Source organism: Telluria sp. RT2P19 (assembly GCF_059685725.1).
This window is the reverse complement of record NZ_JCASIL010000009.1, coordinates 1-16,094: the sequence shown is the minus strand read 5'-3', so window position 1 is coordinate 16,094 and position 16,094 is coordinate 1. Positions and strand designations below refer to the sequence as shown.

General features: G+C 67.2%; 13 protein-coding genes. 5 read left to right on the top strand and 8 right to left on the bottom strand.

Going from position 1 to position 16,094, the window contains the following annotated elements; translation table 11 throughout:
• Positions 1-22: 22 nt before the first annotated feature.
• Positions 23-1,201: a glycosyltransferase gene (locus AC56KW_RS12700; protein WP_497171096.1), complete on the bottom strand. Its 1,179-nt coding sequence runs from the start codon at positions 1,199-1,201 to the stop codon at positions 23-25.
• A gap of 386 nt (positions 1,202-1,587) precedes the next feature.
• The gene (locus AC56KW_RS12695) at positions 1,588-2,790 is read right to left on the bottom strand and encodes a hypothetical protein (protein WP_497171095.1); all 1,203 of its coding nucleotides are present in this window, start codon (positions 2,788-2,790) and stop codon (positions 1,588-1,590) included.
• 146 nt (positions 2,791-2,936) lie between these two features.
• Here AC56KW_RS12695 and AC56KW_RS12690 point away from each other — a divergent pair, with 146 nt between their 5' ends.
• Together AC56KW_RS12690 and AC56KW_RS12685 are read left to right on the top strand one after the other, a co-directional pair.
• Positions 2,937-4,229: an NCS2 family permease gene (locus AC56KW_RS12690; protein ID WP_497171094.1), complete on the top strand. Its 1,293-nt coding sequence runs from the start codon at positions 2,937-2,939 to the stop codon at positions 4,227-4,229.
• 104 nt (positions 4,230-4,333) lie between these two features.
• Complete coding sequence (locus AC56KW_RS12685; RefSeq protein WP_497171093.1) at positions 4,334-5,137, top strand: DUF481 domain-containing protein; 804 nt, start codon at positions 4,334-4,336, stop codon at positions 5,135-5,137.
• On the opposite strand, the gene AC56KW_RS12680 is transcribed toward AC56KW_RS12685, so the two are convergent.
• Genes AC56KW_RS12680 through AC56KW_RS12665 form a run of 4 tightly spaced genes read right to left on the bottom strand, consistent with a single transcriptional unit; the run spans position 5,125 to position 8,606 of the window.
• Complete coding sequence (locus AC56KW_RS12680; RefSeq protein ID WP_497171092.1) at positions 5,125-6,468, bottom strand: MFS transporter; 1,344 nt, start codon at positions 6,466-6,468, stop codon at positions 5,125-5,127. The two genes, AC56KW_RS12685 and AC56KW_RS12680, sit on opposite strands and share 13 nt — an antisense overlap.
• 40 nt (positions 6,469-6,508) lie before the next feature.
• Positions 6,509-6,997, bottom strand: coding sequence for a GNAT family N-acetyltransferase (locus AC56KW_RS12675; protein ID WP_497171091.1), 489 nt, complete (start codon positions 6,995-6,997; stop codon positions 6,509-6,511).
• Entirely contained in the window at positions 6,994-8,289 is a 1,296-nt protein-coding gene (locus AC56KW_RS12670) for an MFS transporter (RefSeq protein ID WP_497171090.1), read from the bottom strand. The genes AC56KW_RS12675 and AC56KW_RS12670 overlap by 4 nt, the downstream gene beginning before the upstream one ends.
• The gene (locus AC56KW_RS12665) at positions 8,286-8,606 is read right to left on the bottom strand and encodes a thioredoxin family protein (protein ID WP_497171089.1); all 321 of its coding nucleotides are present in this window, start codon (positions 8,604-8,606) and stop codon (positions 8,286-8,288) included. The genes AC56KW_RS12670 and AC56KW_RS12665 overlap by 4 nt, the downstream gene beginning before the upstream one ends.
• A gap of 176 nt (positions 8,607-8,782) precedes the next feature.
• Here AC56KW_RS12665 and AC56KW_RS12660 point away from each other — a divergent pair, with 176 nt between their 5' ends.
• From AC56KW_RS12660 to AC56KW_RS12650, 3 genes are all read left to right on the top strand, one after another.
• The gene (locus AC56KW_RS12660) at positions 8,783-8,959 is read left to right on the top strand and encodes a DUF3606 domain-containing protein (RefSeq protein WP_497171088.1); all 177 of its coding nucleotides are present in this window, start codon (positions 8,783-8,785) and stop codon (positions 8,957-8,959) included.
• Between the two features lie 155 nt (positions 8,960-9,114).
• Positions 9,115-9,954, top strand: a complete 840-nt coding sequence (locus AC56KW_RS12655) for a glucose 1-dehydrogenase (protein ID WP_497171087.1) — start codon at positions 9,115-9,117, stop codon at positions 9,952-9,954.
• The gene (locus AC56KW_RS12650) at positions 9,955-10,566 is read left to right on the top strand and encodes a M23 family metallopeptidase (RefSeq protein WP_497171086.1); all 612 of its coding nucleotides are present in this window, start codon (positions 9,955-9,957) and stop codon (positions 10,564-10,566) included. It abuts the gene before it with no gap.
• Here AC56KW_RS12650 and AC56KW_RS12645 read toward each other — a convergent pair.
• A complete protein-coding gene (locus AC56KW_RS12645) occupies positions 10,493-13,000 on the bottom strand; it encodes a penicillin-binding protein 1A (protein ID WP_497171085.1) in 2,508 nt (835 codons plus the stop codon). The genes AC56KW_RS12650 and AC56KW_RS12645 overlap by 74 nt on opposite strands.
• 108 nt (positions 13,001-13,108) lie before the next feature.
• Positions 13,109-15,922, bottom strand: a complete 2,814-nt coding sequence (locus tag AC56KW_RS12640) for a bifunctional diguanylate cyclase/phosphodiesterase (protein ID WP_497171084.1) — start codon at positions 15,920-15,922, stop codon at positions 13,109-13,111.
• Between the last annotated feature and the right edge of the window lie 172 nt (positions 15,923-16,094).

The following is a 16,094-nucleotide window of genomic DNA, read 5'->3' as shown; positions in this document are numbered from 1 at the left end:
CGGTGTTTTTTTCGTATCTGCTTTAGCCGACTTGCGCGACCGGCAGCGTATCGGCCTGCGCGCGGGCCGCGTCCTGGCTGGTTGCGAAGAACCGTTCGACCTTGTTGCCCGGCTCGGCGCTGCCGATCAGCTCGTGCATGCGGCTGGCGGTCAGGTCCCACGAGGTGCCGGCCACCACTTCACGCATGCGCTTGGCCATCGCCTGGCGCGCGTCGGCGGTAAGCGCCAGCTGGCGCTCGCAGGCGGCGATGAATTCGTCGTGCGACGCCGCGATTTCCACCACGTCGCCATACGGCACCTTGACGTCGGTGATCGGGGTCGAGACCGACGGCAGTTCGGCCGCCATGTACTCGAGTACCTTGGTCGGGCTGATGAACTTGGTCGAGTCGTTCATCGCAAACGGCAGCAGGCAGACATCCCAGCCGGCCAGGAACTGCGGCAGCTGGTCGTAGGTGCGCTGGCCCATGTAGTGCACGTTCGGCTGCTTCGGCAGGGTCGCCGGGTCGATCTTGACGACCGGGCCGACCAGCACGATCTGCCATTCTGGATGGGCGTCGGCCATGCTCGAGACCAGGTCGACGTCGAAACGCTCGTCGATCACGCCGTAGAAGCCCATGCGCGGATGCGGGATGTGCGCCTGCTCCGGGTGCGACAGATCGCGGTCGAGCGCCTGGCGGAAGTGCTTGGCGTCGACGCTGCTCGAGAAGCAGTGGGCATTGGCGTGGCGATCGCGCTTGGACTGGTACAGGCTCGGGCCGCCGGTGAAGACGACGTCGGCGATGTTCAGTAGGGCGCTCTCGCGCTGCAGCAGCTGCTTCGGCGCATTCTTGAACATGGCCAGTTCGTCCATGCAGTCATAGACCACTTTGGACGGCTTGAAGACCTGCAGCAGCGGCAGCGCCATCGGGGTATAGAACCAGACGACCGGCGCTTCGTCCGACGGCACCAGGTTCGCCAGCAGCGCCTGCATGGTCGGCAACTGGTCGTCATGGAAGCCGAATTGCTGGATCGGCGTGTGCGGACGGCAGACCGTGATGTTCGGTGCGACCTCGGTTTTCTCCAGGCGTGCCTCGCCTTCCGTGTGCATTGGCTCTTCGATGAACAGGATGTTGTAGTGTTCGGCCAGACGGGTCATCAGGTGCTGTGGACGCTGGAAGACGAAGTCCCAACGGAGGTGGCAAAACACGATCAGGGTCGGCATGTCGATTTCCTTTCGCCTCGACGGCGTTCTAGTAGTTGGCAAGTAAAACCGGACCGATTCTTTTCTCTCTCAAAAGACCGTGGCTTCGCACGGCTACTCGGTCGGACCGATGAATCGTATCATGCAATTTTCCCAATATTTTCAGTTGTGCAAAGCAATATTGCGGGGGATGTAACTAAACATTCTCCTCATATTGATGAGTTTCATAGGGAGAGTCCGTCTGCACGGCAATTTTCTGTAAGGGGCGTCCTACATCAAGACAGGAAAATCAACTACGAAAAAACGGCAAAAACTTTACCGTTTGCATGGGAATCGGGGGCCTGAATTACCGGTTTACCGCCCTTGCAGCCAATGCCCTAATTGTTCGGCGGTTCGTTTCCGGGGCGTCAGGCAGGGCGATAGGGTTCCGCGCCTTCGGCATGGCCATCGGCGCTGAACCCCGTCGCGATGGATACGCCCTCCAGGCCGAGCGACAATAGTGCATCGCACAACTCATCCACTTCGGCGGCCAGGTCGGCGGCCAGGTCGACCGGCTTCTCGACGCTGCCCCACGGCTGGCCGCCGTCGAGTGCATACAGGTTGGCGCGCAGCACCACGTGCTCGCCCATGTCGAGCGGCGCCACCGCGGCATGCACCGCGTCCGGGTCCAGGTCCTTGGACGCCAGCAGGCGCTTGGCTTCGGCCAGCACGCCGAGCGTCGCCAGTTCGGCCACGCCCTGCTCCTTGGCGCCATAGAACAGGTCCTGATACAGGAAGTTCAGCGCCAGGCGCTCGGGATCGCGCGCCAGCACGCGCGCCACCAGCGACGCCACGGCCTCGGTCCAGGCACGGTAGCGCTTCATGCGCGCCGCGAAGTAGTCATCGCTGGCCGCAGCGTCCTTCGGCACCCGGTAGAACGGATCGTCGCTGCGCTTGAGGGAGAAGCCGAGCAGGAAACGCAGTTCGAGCGCGGTCTCGTCAGGCGCCACCGGTTCGCCGGTCCAGCCGCGCATGCTGGCCTCGATGGTCGGCGCCGGCTGCAACTTCTTTTCGAGCAGCGAAGCCGCGGCCTCGCGCAGCATCTGGTGCAGGGTGCCGTAGGCCACGTGGTCGATCTCGGCCAGGTCGTAGGCGTGCTGCAGCAGCACCACTTTCGCGCCCGCGCTGTCCAGCCCGTGGGCCTGGAAGCTGGCGGCCAACGCCTCGAAAGCTGCTTCGTCCTGGAACGTCTCGCGCGCATCCAGCCCGCCCTGGCTGCGCACGAACAGCGGCACCAGGAAGGCATCGATCTCGTATTCAGGGCCGTCCTCGCGCCGGAAGCGCAAGGTGGCCGCTTCTTCTTCCACGCGGGCGCGCAGCAGGCGGCAGGCCAGCGGGTCGGTGTAGCGCGCCAGCTCGATCGCCTCGTACAGCACCTCGTCATGCTTCTTGCGGATCGCCTTGCGCACCAGGCCGGTCAAGGCTTCCTCTTGCTCGCCGCCGGGCGCCGCGGCGTCCTCGCGCTCGGCGATCTCGAGCGCCATATCGGCCATCAGCCGGGCCTGCGCATCGGTGTCGGGTTCGCGCGTATTATTCGAGGTGCGGGGGGCGGGACGCTTGTTCTTCGGCATATCGTAAGGCTCATGGAAAGATGGATGATCGTGCCGGCATGGTAACACCGCGCACGGGCACGGCGGGCCCCGCATGGCGCGCCGGCCCTGCAGGCGCCCGGCCCCGGTGTTATGCTTCGGGCAAAAACACCTCCTGAAAGCCCACCATGCTCGAAAAACTCTTCAAACTCAGCGAGAACAACACCACCATCCGCACCGAGATGATGGCCGGGCTGACCACTTTCCTGACGATGGTGTACATCATCTTCGTCAATCCCTCGATCCTGGGCGACGCCGGCATGCCGAGGGAGTCGGTGTTCGTCGCCACCTGCCTGGTGGCCGCCGGCGGCACCGCCATCATGGGCCTGTACGCCAACTACCCGATCGCGATGGCGCCCGGCATGGGCCTGAACGCCTACTTCGCCTACGCCGTCGTGCTCGGCATGGGCATTCCGTGGCAGGCGGCGCTGGGCGCCGTGTTCATCTCGGGCTGCCTGTTCATCGTCGTCACCATGGTCGGCCTGCGCGCCATGATCGTCGACGGCATCCCGCGCTCGATGCGGGTCGCGATCACGGTGGGCCTGGGCATGTTCCTGGCCCTGATCGCCCTCAAGAACGCGGGTATCGTGGTCGCCAACGAGGCCACGCTGGTCAAGGCCGGCGACCTGCACCAACCCGCCGCGATCATGGCCGTCACCGGCTTCTTCGCCATCGTCGCCCTCGACCGCCTGCGAGTGCGCGGCGCGATCCTGATCGGCATCGTGCTGGTGACGGTGCTCAGCTTCTTCTTCGGCGGGAACACGTACCAGGGCTTGTTCTCCGCGCCGCCATCGATCGCGCCGACCATGTTCCAGCTCGACATTCCGGGCGCGCTGGCGGCCGGCATCCTGAACGTGGTGCTGGTGTTCTTCCTGGTCGAACTGTTCGACGCCACCGGCACGCTGATGGGCGTGGCGCGCCGCGCCGGCCTCCTGGTCGAGGGCAAGATGGACCGCCTCAACAAGGCGCTGCTGGCTGACAGCGGCGCCATCGTCGCCGGCAGCATGCTAGGCACCTCGAGCACCACCGCCTATCTCGAGAGCGCCTCCGGCGTGCAGGCCGGCGGACGCACCGGCCTCACGGCGCTGACGGTGGCGGCGCTGTTCCTGGCCTGCCTGTTCATCGCGCCGCTGGCGGCCGTGGTGCCGCCTTACGCCACCGCACCGGCGCTGTTGTTCGTGGCCTGCCTGATGCTGTCCGACCTGGGCGACGTCGAGTGGGGCGACAGCACCGAAAGCATCCCGGCCGCGGTCACGGCGCTGGGCATGCCGTTCACCTACTCGATCGCCGAAGGTATCGCGTTCGGCTTCATCAGCTATGCGGTGCTCAAGCTGCTGACGGGCCGCGCGCGCGAGGTCAAGCCGGTGGTGTGGGTGATCGCCGCGCTGTTCGCCTTCAAGATCGTGTACGTGGGGACCTGAGGTCGTGCGCCGGCAGCCGCCAAACGGCGGCCCATACATGCTTGAATGCATCGCATCGCGCTGTCTTTGCGTTACAATGTCCGCCAACTCGCGGCTTTACCTAGATGCTGATGAAACCTTCTTCGATCCTGGCGCTGGCCCTGGCCGGCCTCCCGGGTGCGGCGCTCGCCACTCCCGACCTTCCCCAAATCGGCGACGTCCATGCGCCCCTGGCCGTGATGATGCCCGCCATTCCCGACGGCGGCTGGTTCACTTCCGCCGAACTCGGTGCAATCACGACCTCGGGCAACACCAACGGCACGTCGGTCACGGGCAAGATCGACGCCCGCCACGAGACGACGCGCTGGAGCCATGAATTCATCGCCAGCGGCTATTTCAAGGAAGACGAGTACGAGGACGAATTCGGCGAGCCCGTGAAAAGCCGCTCGGCCCAGCGCTGGGCCACCTCGGCCAAGGCGTCGCTCAAGCTGCTCGGCGAAGGCCGCCGCGCGTTCGTGCTGGCCACCCACACCGACGACCGCTTCGGCGCCTACCGCAAGTACTCGACGATCGGTATCGGCTACGGTTCGCGCTGGTACACCGCGCCGGACAAGACGCTCGACGTCGAGATCGGTCCGGGCTACTCGTTCGGCGAGCGCGAGAACGAAGACGAGGAAAACGGCATGACGGTGCGCAGCGCCGCCCAGTTCCGCTGGCAAGTCAGTCCATCGGCCTTCTTCGCCCAGACCGTGAGCGTCGAGAAAGGCACCGGCAACACCCATTCGGTAGCCGAGACTTCGCTCAGCACCAAGATCAACGGCAGCATGCAGATGAAGGCCGGTTTCAGCGTGCGCAACGACAGCAGCGTCCCTGAAGACAAGAAGAACACCGATACCCAGACCTCGCTGACGATGGTCTACTCGTTCTGACAGATCGCCCCCGAATCGACCGCCTGGTGGCGGCCGAGCAGCACCAGCGCCACGAAGCTGACCAGCGAGGCCGCGCTCAGGTAGTGGCCGACATGGCCCAGGCCGTGATTGGCGCCCAGCCACAGGGCGATATAAGGCGCCACCGAGGCGCCGAGGATGCTGGCAAGGTTGAACGTCAACGAAGCGCCGGTATAGCGCACCTCGGCCGGGAACAGCTCGGCCAGCAGCGTACCGAGCGGGCCGTAGGCGCAGCCGACCAGGCACATGCCCAGCACCATGAAGACACCGACCGGCAGCCATGCGCCGGCGCCGAACAGCGGACCGTATAGCAGGCCGAAGGTCCCGATCGCCACGCTCGCCAGCATCAGGGCGGCGCGCCGTCCGAGGCGGTCGGCCAGCAGCGCCGACAAGGGAATGGTCAGCGCGAAGAACACTATCGCGAACAGTTGCAGCAGCAGGAATTGCTGGCGCGTGAATCCCAGGCGCGTCGTGCCCCAGGTAAGCGCGAACACCGTCATCAGGTAAAAGAAGGCAAAGCCGCCCATGGCCGCGAACGCGCCCAGCAGCATCGTGCGGCCATGCTCGCGCAGTACCGTCGCCATCGGCATCCTGACGCGCGCGCGGCGCTCGAGGACCTTCTGGAAGTCGGGCGTCTCGGTGATCTTCAGGCGGATGTACAGGCCGATCGCGACCAGCAAGGCACTCCCCAGGAAGGGAATGCGCCAGCCCCAGCTGAAGAAGGCCTCGTCGCTCATCACTTCCCCCAGCAGCAGGAAGGTGGCGCCGGACAGGAAGAACCCGATCGGCGCCCCTAGCTGCGGGAACATGCCGTACCAGGCGCGCTTGCCCGGCGGTGCGTTCTCGGTCGCCAGCAGTACCGCCCCGCCCCATTCTCCGCCCAGGCCCAGGCCCTGGCCAAAGCGGCATAGCGCCAGCAGCAGCGGGGCGGCAACGCCGATCTGGGCGTAGGTCGGCAGCAGGCCGATGACGACGGTCGAGATGCCCATCGTCAGCAGGGCCGCCACCAGGGTCGATTTGCGTCCGATACGGTCGCCGAAGTGGCCGAACAGGGCCGAGCCGACCGGACGGGCCAGGAACGCGATGGCGAAGGTGGCCAGCGACTGCAGGGTCGCCGCCCCGGGGTCGCCGGCCGGGAAGAACAGCCCCGGAAAGACCAGCACCGCTGCGGTGGCATAGATATAGAAGTCGTAGAACTCGATCGTGGTACCGATCAGGCTGGCGAACAGGACGGTGCGCGGCTTGCTGGCCGGGGCGCCTGTGCTGTCAAGCGGTGCGGCGGTGTCGGGGGGCGTGAGTGCGGGTGCGGGCATGGCGGATCTCCTTGAAGGTCTCGCATACACGCCGCACGCTTCAATCCGGATGCAATGTCCCGTTGGTCCACATGAGTTCCAGGGTGGCGCCCTGGTCGCGCATGGTCACGAAGCTTAACCCTGCATACAGTGCGCGCGCAGCCGCGTTGTCGGCCCGTACGCGCAGTGCGATGGCATCGCTTTCTTGCTGCAGGGCGAGTAATACGGCGCGCGCGATGCCCCTGCGCTGCGCCGCCGTCGCCACCGACAGGTCGACCATGCGCAGCACGTCGTCGGTACGATCCAGCACCACCCGCGCCACCGGCATACCGGCCTCGATCGCCAGCCAGGTCTCGCACGCCGGATAGCGCCGCGCGTAATCGTCGAGCTGCAGCCTGCGCTGGTGCCGCCCGATGCCTTCGATGACGCTGCGCGGGACCGGCAGCGCCCCGAGATCGGGACGCGTGTCCAGGTATAGCGCCTCGAGAAAATCGTCGTCGGCCGGCGTGGGCGAACGCGCGTCCAGGCGGCCGAAGCGGCGCCGGCTCACCGGGCGGCGGACGGTGCCAGGCCCTTGGCCACCGCCAGCGCCGCCAGGCTGATCATGGCGGCGGCGCTCAGGTAGTAGCCGACGAACTCGAGCCCGTAATTGGTGCCCAGCCACAGCGCGATATACGGGGCCACCGAGGCGCCCAGGATGCCGGCGAAGTTGAAGGTCAGTGAACAGCCGGTATAGCGCACCTCGGCCGGGAACAGCTCGGCCAGCAAGGTGCCGAGCGGGCCGTAGGTGAAGCCGACGAGGCACATGCCGAGCACCATGAAGACAGTGACCCCGACCCAGCCGCCGGAGCCGAACAGCGGGCCATACAACAGGCCGAACAGGGCGATCGCGGCGCTGACCAGCATCATCGCGCTACGCCGCCCGCGGCTGTCGGCCAGCAGGGCCGAGGGCGGGATCGTCAACGCGAAGAACACCACCGCGACCAGCTGCAGCACCAGGAATTCCTGGCGCGTATAGCCCAGCTGGGCGGTGCCCCAGCTCAGCGCGAACACCGTCATCAGGTAGAAGATGACGAAGGTCGACAGCGCGGTCAAGGTCCCGAGCACCAGCGCGCGGCGATGGTCGCGCAGCACGGCCACCACCGGCACCTTGACCCGCGCCTTGCTGTCGAGGACTTTCTGGAAGTCGGGCGTCTCGGTGATCTTCAGGCGGATATACAGGCCCACCGCCACCAGCACGGCGCTGGCCAGGAAGGGAATGCGCCAGCCCCAGGCGAAGAAGGTATCGTCGTCCATCAATTCGCCGAGCAACAGAAACACGCCGCCGGACAGGAAGAAGCCGATCGGCGCCCCCAATTGCGGGAACATCCCGTACCAGGCGCGCTTGCCCGGCGGGGCGTTCTCGGTCGCCAGCAGCACCGCCCCGCCCCATTCTCCGCCCAGTCCGAGGCCCTGGCCGAAGCGGCACAGCGCGAGCAGCAGCGGCGCCGCGACGCCGATCTGGGCATAAGTCGGCAACATGCCGATCAGGATGGTGGATATCCCCATCGTGAGCAGGGCCGCGACCAGCGTCGCCTTGCGTCCGATACGGTCGCCGAAATGGCCGAACAGCGCCGAACCCACCGGCCGCGCGAAAAAGGCGATGGCGAAGGTCGCCAGCGACTGCAAGGTCGCGGCGCCCGGGTCGCCGGCCGGAAAGAACAGGCGCGGGAACACCAGCACCGCGGCGGTGGCGTAGATATAAAAATCGTAGAACTCGATCGTGGTGCCGATCAGGCTTGCGAACAGGACGGTGCGAGGCTTGTTGGCGGCTGGCGGTGGATCCAGTACGGCGTCGTTCATGCACCCGCCTGGGCGAGCGCCTCGCGCACGGCGTCGGCGCCGGTAGGACGCACCACGCGCGCCACTTCCTGGCCATCCTTGAGCACGACCACGGTCGGCCACAGCTTGACGCGGAACGACCGGCCCAGCGGGCGGCCGGGGCCGTCCTCGACCTTGATGTGCCGGGCGCCCGGATAGTCGCCCAGCGCCTGCTCGATCAGCGGCTCGGCGGCACGGCAGTAGCCGCACCAGTTGGTGCCGAAGTCGAGGGCGACCAGGCCCGGGGTGGCGTCGATGGCGGTGCGCTCGGGTTGGGACGATGCGTAAGGTGCGGCCATGGAGTCTCCTTGTTCTTGCGATTCGAGTACCGCAAGCGTACCTCAAATCCCGCTCCTTGGCATGTCGGCGGCGGCTCGGCGCCACCCGCGGATCGTGCGCCAGCGTGAGGCAGCTAACGGAAGCGGCCGCCCGAGGCTGTCACGCTGTGCTTCATCGTCAGTGAAAGGAGCACATCATGTCCGATGACCTCACCAAGCGCGGCCAGCAAGACCGTTCGCGCATCAACCTGCATGAAGATCACGAGGTCCGCTACTGGACCGAAGCCCTGGGCGTGACCCGCGAAGAACTGGAGCGCGCCGTCGGACAGGTCGGCGTCAGCGCCAGCGCGGTGCGCGAGCACCTGGGCCGCTGACACGCCAGCCTGATCCCGGTTCGATCGCGTGGGCCAGCCCCAGGGCCGGTCCGCGCTCTCTCTTGCGGCGCCGGCCGCGCCTTGCCGCAGGTCGCGTCATGTCCGCGCGAGGCGGCGTCGCACTTCACGCACCCAGTCAAGAAACGGAGCTACCGATGGAAATTCCGAAGCAACAGCAGCAACCGCCCGGCCATGAAGCCCAGCTTCACCCGCAAGCCGACCACGGCGAATCCAGCTACCGCGGCTGCCACCGCCTGCAGGACAAGGCCACCGTGATCACCGGCGCGGACAGCGGCATCGGCCGCGCGGTGGCGCTGGCTTACGCGCGCGAAGGCGCCGATGTGCTGATCGCCTATCTGAACGAGCATGACGACGCCAAGGAAACGGCGCGCCTGGTCGAGGAAGCCGGGCGCCGCGCCATCCTGGTGCCGGGCGACCTGGCCGACCCGGCCCACTGCCGTGCCATCGTCGACAAGGCAGTGGCCGAGTTCGGCCGGATCGACGTGCTCGTCAATAATGCCGCCTTCCAGATGTCGCGCGACTCGATCGAGGAGATCCCGGACGAGGAATGGGACTACACGTTCAAGGTGAACATCACCGCGATGTTCCATATCTGCAAGGCAGCGGTGAAGCACATGGCGCCCGGCTCGTCGATCATCAACACCACGTCGATCAACTCGGACAAACCAAAGCCCACGCTGCTGGCCTATGCGACCACCAAAGGCGCGATCGCCAACTTCAGCGCCGGCCTGGCCCAGCTGCTGGCCGAGAAAGGCATCCGCGTCAATTCGGTGGCGCCGGGACCGATCTGGACGCCGCTGATCCCGTCGACCATGCCGCCGGAAGAAGTCGAGAGCTTCGGCAGCCAGGTGCCGATGAAGCGCGCCGGCCAGCCGAAAGAGGTGGCGCCGGCTTTCGTCATGCTGGCGTCGGATGAAGCCAGCTACATCTCGGGCGCGCGCATCGCGGTGACCGGCGGCACGCCGATCCTGTAGATGGCCGTCTTCCTGCGCAGCCTGTTCGTCGCCATCGTCCTGGTGCTGGCTTATGGGCTCCTGGAGCCGTATATCCAACGGGCTCTCTACACGGCGCGCCTGGTCGCCATGCCGACGCCCCAGGCTTTGCCGGTGCCGGTCGAGGGCGTGCGGCCACGCGCGCTACGCGATACCTGGGGCGGCGCGCGCAGCGAAGGGCGCAGGCACGAGGGCATCGACATCTTCGCCAAGCGCGGCACGCCGGTGCTGTCGAGCACCGAAGGCATCGTCACGAAGGTGGGCACCAACCGCCTGGGCGGCCTGGTCGTATGGGTGATGGGCCCGGGCGGCCAGCGGCATTACTACGCCCACCTGGACCGCTACTCGGACGTCCAAGCCGGGATGCGCATCGAGGCCGGCCGGGTGCTGGGCTACGTCGGCAATACGGGCAACGCCAAGGGCACGCCGCCGCACCTGCATTACGGGGTGTACGACACGCAAGGCGCCATCAACCCTTATCCGCTGCTCAAGGCCGATCCAGCCTTGATCGCGGCGCCGGCTACAGCTCCGACGGCTGCGGCGCGGGAATCGGATCGCCAGACGGGGTCGGGACGCCAATCGGCGGCGCGCTAGGCTGGATCGGTGCAGGCTCGATCGGCTCGATGGGCTGCACCGGCTCGATCGGTTCGGGCGCCGGGGCCGGCAGTGCCTGCATCTCCTCGGGGACTTCCACCGGCAGCACTTCTTGCGCTTCGTCCGTGAAGATCTCTTCGACTTCTTCTTCCTCGACATAGCGGCGCGGCGCGGGCGCGCGCCAGCCGGGCAGCGTGGCCTTGGCGTCCAGGCTGCCGGCATCGAACGCGCCACGGAAGAAGTCGCCCACCACCAGCGCCGCATTGTGGCCGCCCTGCCCCCAGTAGCTGCTGCGGATCGTGACGCGGTTGTCGTTGAAGCCGACCCAGGCGCCGGCCACCAGGTTCGGGTGCATCATGATGAACCAGCCGTCCTGGTTGTTCTGGCTGGTGCCGGTCTTGGCGGCCAGGTCGCCGCGGATGCCGAAGCGGCTGCGCACCCCGTTGCCGGTGCCGCGCGTGACCACGCCGCGCAGCATGTCGATCAGCTCTTCCGCCGATTCGCGCGACATGGCCTGCTCCGGCTGGCCGCCGCCGAAATCGGCAATGACGTTGCCTTCGCGGTCCTCGATGCGGCTCACGAAGATCGGCACGTGGTACTGGCCCAGGGCCGCGATCGTGGCGTAGCTGCTGACCATTTCCAGTAATGTGACCGGACTCGTGCCCAGGGCCAGCGACGGCACCGCCTCCAGCCGGCTCTGGCGCACACCCAGGCCCCGGGCCAGGCGCACGATCGGCTGCAGGCCGACATCCTGGCTCACCTGGGCGGTGATCGTGTTCTTGGAAAATACCAGGCCGTCGCGCATCGGCATCGACCGTCCGCTATTGCCGTCCATGTCGGTCGGTTTCCACACGCTGCCGTTATCGCCGCGGAATTCCTGCACCACGTCGCGGTAGGCCTGGTCGGGCGCGATGCCGTGCTCGAGCGCCGCGCCATACACGAAGGGCTTGAAGGTCGATCCCGGCTGGCGCGCGGCCTGGGCCACGTGGTCGTACTGGTCGCGTTCGAAATCGCGGCTGCCGACCCAGGCCTTCACCTGCCCGCTGGCCGGATCGATGGCGACGAACCCCGCCTCCAGGCGCGACTTGGCGCTCTTGAGCGATTGCATGAAGCGGCGATCGGCCTTCAGGCGCTTGAGCGCCGCGGCCGGCTCTTCACCGCCCTCGAGCGCGCTGCGGTATTCGGCGCTCTCGCGCACGAAGGCGTCCAGCACGCGCGCGTGGGTGATCCAGTAGTACGAGAACGGATCGATGTTCGGTCGCATCGACGTGTACATGGCGGTCGCGGTCGAGCGCGGCACATTGGGGTTGGCCCATTCGACGTCGGCGATCGCCTGCAGGATGTCGGCCTGGCGCCGCACGGCGCGCTCGGCCGCCGCCTGCAGTTCGGGGTCGAGCGTGGTGCGCACCACCAGGCCGTCGAGCTGCAGGTTGTAGTCGTTCTCGTCGGCCCAGTCGAGCAGCCACTTGCGCACGTGATGGGTGAAATGGTTGTCCTTGCCGCTGCGGTCGGGCAGTCGCGCAAAGCGCAGGCGCAGCGGGCGCCTGACCAGCGCCTCGTAGCGTTTGTCGTCGAAGGCGCCGTGCTTGCGCATCTGGCCCAGCACCACGTTGCGGCGCGTCAGCGAGCGCTCGGGATTGGCCACCGGGTTGTAGTAGTGGGTGCCCTTGAGCATGCCGACCAGGGTGGCCGCCTCGAGGATGTCCAGCTTGCGCGCGGGCTTGCCGAAATAGGTGCGCGACGCCATCTCGATGCCGTAGGCGTTGTACAGGAAAGGCACCGTGTTCAGGTAGGCTTCGAGGATTTGCGTCTTGCTGTACGTGTTCTCGATCTTGATCGCGGTGATCAGTTCCTTCATCTTGCGGTTGATGCTGCGCGCACGGCCGATCTCTTGCGGGAACATATTGCGCGCCAGCTGCTGGGTGATGGTCGAGCCGCCCTGCGGGTCGCCCTTCACGCTGGCCCAGAGGGCGCCGGCGACGCGCTTGAAGTCGACGCCGTGGTGGTCGTAGAAGCGGTGGTCCTCGGTCGAGATCAGTGCCTTGACCACGTGCGGCGAGATCTGCGACAGCTTGACCCGCTCCTGCAGGCCCTGCTCGAAAGTGCCCAATGGGCGCCCGCCGGCGTCCAGAATGACCGAGGGCCGTGAACGGCTGGCCTGCTCCAGGTCGTCAATGCCGGGGGTAAATGGAATCAGGATCAGGAGCCAGGCCAGGATCGCCATCAGGCCGGCGGCCATGCCCCACAGGGACAGCAATGCCAGCTTGACCGGCAGCGGCCGGCCATGCAGGCGCTCGCGCGCGTTGGAGGTGAGCGCGCCGGCCCGGCTCGACGCGCCGGCGAACAGGCGCCGGGCCATCAGTTCGATGCGTTGCTGCACGGTGGGCGCGTCGTGCACGGTATCCGTGTTCTCGTTGTCGTGTTTCTGGTCCACTCGCTAATCCTGCCTGGTCAAACAATCAATGTGCGGCAAGTATAGCTGACCGGGGCGCCGGCCATGGTACGGCACAAATGCGCCAGGCTGCACTGGGAACGACACGCCTCAGGCCGGGCTGGTGACAGGCTCCATGCGGCCGGCGCGCAGCAGCGCCTCGATCCGCAGCGCCGGCTGCGGACGGCTGAATACGTGGCCCTGCACCTCGTCGCAGCCGCAGCCGCGCAGGTAGTCGAGCTGCTCGATCGTCTCGACGCCTTCGGCGATCACCTGCATGCGCAGGCCGTGGGCCAGCGAGATGATGGCGTCGACCAGGGCCGCGCCGTCGGGATTGCCCACGATGTCCTGCACGAAGGAGCGGTCGATCTTGAGCACGTCCACGGGCAGGCGCTTGAGGTATTGCAGGCTCGAGTACCCCGTGCCGAAGTCGTCGATCGAGAGCTTGACGCCCATGCGCTTGAGGCATTCCATGGTGTGGATGGCGGCGTCGGCATCGGCCATCATCATGCTTTCGGTGAGCTCGATCTCGAGCGAGGCCGGCGGCAGGCCGGTATCGCGCAGCACCTGGGCGACGGTGTCGATCAGGTCGGGTTCGGCGAACTGGCGCGCCGACAGGTTGACCGCGATGCGCAGCGGTCCCAGGCCGGCGCGCTGCCAGCGCCGGTTCTGGCGGCACGCCGTTTGCAGCACCCAGGCGCCGATCGGGACGATCAGGCCGGTCTCTTCGGCCAGGGCAATGAAGCGGTCCGGGCGTACCGTCCCCAGCAGCGGATGGCGCCAGCGGATCAGCGCCTCGGTGCCGACCACGCAGCCGGTGGCCAGGTCGACCTGGGGCTGGAAGTGCAGCTCGAACTGTTTGTCCTGCAAGGCCAGGCGCAGCGCGCTCTCGAGCGCCAGGCGGTCGAAGGCCTGGGCATTCATGTGCGGCGCATAGAACTGTACCCCGTTGCGGCCACCGGACTTGGCGCGGTACATCGCGATCTCGGCGTGCTTGACCAGGGTATCGGCATCCAGGCCGTCGGCCGGGAAGGCGGCCACGCCGGCGCTGCAATTGAACACCAGGCGCTGGCCGGCGAGGTGGATCGGCTCGGCCACCGCCTCGCGCACCAGCTGGATGCGGGCCGCGGCCTGGCGCTCGTCGGCGACACCCACCAGCACCAGCACGAAATCGTCGCCGCCGACCCGGGCCGCGGTGTCGACCGCCCGCAGCGTGCCCTTGATGCGGCCGGCCAGCAGGCGCAGCGCCTCGTCGCCGGCGCGCCGGCCAAGGGTATCGTTGATCAGCTTGAAGTGGTCGAAGTCGAGCAGCACGGTCCATACCGGCATGCCGCCGGCATTGGCGATGGCGCGCTCAATGCGGTCGGACAGCAGCGAACGGTTGGCCAGGCCGGTCAGGGTGTCGTAATGCGCATGGCGCTCGAGCTCCTCCTCGTAGCGCTTGGCGGTGGTGACGTCGTAGATGGTGACCACGAAATGCCCGGCCTGGCCGTCGGCCCGGCGCACCGGCGCGATATACACGTCGCTGATCAGTTCGGCGCCGTCGCGCGTGTGGACCGTGACGAGCGCATGTTCCTCGCGCTGCTCGTGCAGGGCGCGGCGCAGCGCCTGCACCGCCGGCTGGTCGGCATCCAGCCCGGCGAGCAATTCGAGCGGCTGGCCGGCCAGTTCGCGGATCGGATAGCCGAAGGTGCGCTCGCAGGACGGATTGGCGTATTCGATCGGGTAGCCCGGTTGCTGGGCGTCGACCAGCAGGATCGGATTGGCGCTCGCCTCCATCGCGCGCTCGTACAGGCGCAGCGAACCGGTGGCGCGCTCGAGGGCCGAGGTGCGCTGCTCGACCAGGGCCTCGATGCGGCGCGTGCGCGCCACCCGCTGCTGGACCAGGCCGGCGGCGGCGAAACTCAGGATCAGGCCGAGCACCATGGCGACCAGCTCGGCCATGTGCTTGCCCAGGGCCGGCGGCTGTTCCTCGACGACTACCTGCCACGGGCTGCCGGCGATCTCGAAGGTCTCCGCATGCCGCAGATTCATGCGGTCGAGCACGTTTTCCCACCAGCCGATGGGTTCGGCCAGGGCCCCGTGCTGGTAGGCGGTGACGATATTGCCGAGCGCATCCGGGCCGCGCAGCGACAGGGCAAAGTTGTCGTCGTCGAGCAGGCGCACCGATTCGAGCGTGCCGCCGACCAGCTGGGCGACGTCGATCACCACCTCGGTGTCGCCCACGACGTCCGCGCGCCGCGCCGCCGTCCCGAGCGGACGCGCGCCGGTCCGGTACACCGGCAGGGTGATCAGGACGCCGTGGCGGGCGCCGCCGCCCTGCAGCAGGTCGATGATAGGGCTGGCGGCGGGTTCGCCGGTGTCGATCGCGCGCTGGGTATAGGCGCGCTGCGGCGCATACGACCAGGCATCGTAGCCGAAGGTGACTTCGTTGCCGACGATCGGCGCCACGTAGTCGTTGACCAGGTAGCGCTCGCGCACGCCGGCCCGCACCAGACTCTTGGCGCCGTCGCCCCCGCGTTCGCGGATCTCGAAGCCGGGCCAGAACGCGCGCCGTTCGGACTCGAAAGCGGCGCGTTCGGCGTTGCCGACGAAGCGCTGGAACACCAGCGCCTGCAGGTAGCCGTGGCGCGCCACCAGCGGTTGCGCGAAGGAATCGAATTCCTCGCGCGTGATCTCATCGGAGGCGCGGAAGAACAGGTTGACCGCGCGCGCCGCATCGGTGGCTTCGGCGAAGGCGCGGGTGACGGCCGCGACCCGCACCACGGCGCGCTGGTCGAATTCGGCCTGGGTGCGATCGAACTCGATCTTGCGCACCGCGCCGCACAGCAGTGACGTGAGCAGCAATCCGAGCAGAAGCGTGCCCATCGCGGCCCGGGACAGGCCGCGTCCCGGAATACCAGGGCTGGCGGATGCGTTATCCATGAATCGATGCTAGCGCAGAACTGGGCTTTCTGGAGCACCGGGGTGCAAAGAAAAAGGCGATGTACACGTTAAATATGGATGAGCGTTGAACTGTTGAGCTGCCCGGCGGTCCAACCCCTATCGTCGTCCATAGGAGTGAATCGTGAAGGCGCCCCGGTTCAAAAAGCTGGTT

Bases quoted from the DNA above. Each gene is read 5' to 3' on its own strand.
- AC56KW_RS12670 (WP_497171090.1), bottom strand. From the start codon at position 8,289: ATGAACGACGCCGTACTGGATCCACCGCCAGCCGCCAACAAGCCTCGC.
- AC56KW_RS12695 (WP_497171095.1), bottom strand. From the start codon at position 2,790: ATGCCGAAGAACAAGCGTCCCGCCCCCCGCACCTCGAATAATACGCGC.
- AC56KW_RS12685 (WP_497171093.1), top strand. From the start codon at position 4,334: ATGCTGATGAAACCTTCTTCGATCCTGGCGCTGGCCCTGGCCGGCCTC.
- AC56KW_RS12690 (WP_497171094.1), top strand. From the start codon at position 2,937: ATGCTCGAAAAACTCTTCAAACTCAGCGAGAACAACACCACCATCCGC.
- AC56KW_RS12640 (WP_497171084.1), bottom strand. From the start codon at position 15,922: ATGGATAACGCATCCGCCAGCCCTGGTATTCCGGGACGCGGCCTGTCC.
- AC56KW_RS12655 (WP_497171087.1), top strand. From the start codon at position 9,115: ATGGAAATTCCGAAGCAACAGCAGCAACCGCCCGGCCATGAAGCCCAG.
- AC56KW_RS12660 (WP_497171088.1), top strand. From the start codon at position 8,783: ATGTCCGATGACCTCACCAAGCGCGGCCAGCAAGACCGTTCGCGCATC.
- AC56KW_RS12680 (WP_497171092.1), bottom strand. From the start codon at position 6,468: ATGCCCGCACCCGCACTCACGCCCCCCGACACCGCCGCACCGCTTGAC.
- AC56KW_RS12700 (WP_497171096.1), bottom strand. From the start codon at position 1,201: ATGCCGACCCTGATCGTGTTTTGCCACCTCCGTTGGGACTTCGTCTTC.
- AC56KW_RS12650 (WP_497171086.1), top strand. From the start codon at position 9,955: ATGGCCGTCTTCCTGCGCAGCCTGTTCGTCGCCATCGTCCTGGTGCTG.
- AC56KW_RS12665 (WP_497171089.1), bottom strand. From the start codon at position 8,606: ATGGCCGCACCTTACGCATCGTCCCAACCCGAGCGCACCGCCATCGAC.